The organism is Lentibacillus populi (assembly GCA_014642895.1).
Lineage (GTDB): Bacteria > Bacillota > Bacilli > Bacillales > Amphibacillaceae > Lentibacillus_C > Lentibacillus_C populi.
Genome location: BMJD01000099.1, coordinates 1 through 1,846, shown reverse-complemented (window position 1 = coordinate 1,846; position 1,846 = coordinate 1). Strand labels below are relative to the sequence as shown.

1 protein-coding gene is annotated in these 1,846 nt (G+C 41.9%); it reads left to right on the top strand.

Annotated elements, in window-relative coordinates; all coding sequences use genetic code 11:
* The first annotated feature begins 137 nt into the window (after positions 1–137).
* Positions 138–1,427: an IS110 family RNA-guided transposase gene (locus IEX12_RS23010; RefSeq protein ID WP_188725985.1), complete on the top strand. Its 1,290-nt coding sequence runs from the start codon at positions 138–140 to the stop codon at positions 1,425–1,427.
* Positions 1,428–1,846 lie beyond the last annotated feature (419 nt).

The window sequence follows — 1,846 nt, the reverse complement described above, 5'->3', positions numbered from 1 at the left end:
TAAAAAGCATTCCTGTAATGAAGAAATTTGAGGGAAAACAAGCGTAGAATCGATTTTACGAAAAAGGATCCCACTTGGTAGTATAGAGAGTGTCATCGCGATGACCTCGAATTTAATACCAAAGGAGGATCCCTACAATGGATTTTACACAAAATGAACGCTTGGCGCAAATAACAGAAAAGACGATCATCATTGGAATTGATGTCGCAAAACACAAACACGTTGCTCGTGCAATTGATGACCGAGGCCGTGATTTAGCGAAACGATTGGTGTTTCAGAATGATTTCACAGGGTTTAAACAGTTGCTTGATTGGTCTCAAGATCTTTTAGATGAAACCAATCGGAATGATCTTATTTTAGGGATGGAGCCAACAGGCCATTATTGGCTGAATCTAGCATATTATTTAAAAGCCCTGGGGCTACATACCGTAGTTGTTAACCCGATGAAGGTGAAGCGCACAAAGGAACTGGATGATGATTCACCGACCAAAAACGATACAAAAGATGCAAAAGTCATCGCGCAGGTCATTCGAGCTGGGAGATATCATGAACCGATATTACTGGAAGGCATCTACGCTGAACTGCGAGAAGGGATAAAACTACATGACATGATGCAGGAAGATTTGGCGTCCATCAAAGCACAAGTTCATAATGCGCTGGATCGCTATTTTCCAGAGTTTCTAACCGTTTTTAAAGATTGGACTGGAAAAGCTGCGCTTCACTTTTTAAAGAAGGGCTATCTTCCAGAGGACATCCAGTCAAGTTCTGAAGAAGAACTAATGGCAGAAGTAAAACAGGCAGCGAAGCGAGGCGTTGGAATCAAACGTATCCAAGAACTTAAACGTGCAGCTGAAACAAGTGTAGGTCTAACAGTAGGTTTGACGATGGCGCGTCAGGAAATACGTTATTTAATCGACCAATATCAAGCGATACAGGAACGCATCCAAGCCCATGAGGCACTACTGGAAGATCTGGTTCTTCACGTTCCTGGAGCTAGTCAAATGATGGGTATCAAAGGGGTTAGTTCGATCACAGTTGCTGGTTTCTTTGCGGAGGTCGGAGATTTGTCCAACTATCGAGATCCACGCCAAATCATTAAATTAGCGGGACTCAATCTGAAGCTGAATGAGTCTGGCCTATTCAAAGGACAGACGACGATCACAAAACGTGGACGTAAACGGTTAAGATCCCTGTTATACCAAGTTGCGCGCCCCTTATCGATTCATAATGAAGGATTTAAACAGCTGCACTATTATTATAAAAACCGACCAAACAACCCGCTCACAGGGAAGCAATCCTTTGTGGCTCTCAGTCGGAAGTTGATTAAGATATTGTTTGTCATAGGAACTCGCGATTGTGCATTTGATGAAACACGTATGATGAGGGACATTCCTCAATTGAAGAATTTACAGGAAGCAGCCGCTTAATAAACACACGAAAAACAGAAAATAGGTTGTCTATTAACCAGATTTATATCTATTACATTTGAAGCACGGATTAGCCGGTGTATATTGACTCCGTTAGGGCATAGACCCACTTAAAAAGCATTTCCGGCATCCACACATGGTAAGGTCGAACGAAGGAATGTACGCGCAGTTGACGCCGAGAGAAATGGGAGGGTCCACCACCATGTTCGATGTGGAGATCCAAGGTGCGATCATAGGAAAATATTCGCCCAGTTTTTGGAAAATCAATCACTAGGTTTATTAAAATAGATTGCTTGATTCCAAAATTATCCCATAACGGTAGTATACTCCTGACTTTATCAAAATGCTTCAACATTAGTAGGAGAAAATCGGAGAAAAACAGCGATATTTTAAGAAAACCGAAATTTATTGAGGGAGGA

Bases quoted from the DNA above. Each gene is read 5' to 3' on its own strand.
- IEX12_RS23010 (WP_188725985.1), top strand. From the start codon at position 138: ATGGATTTTACACAAAATGAACGCTTGGCGCAAATAACAGAAAAGACG.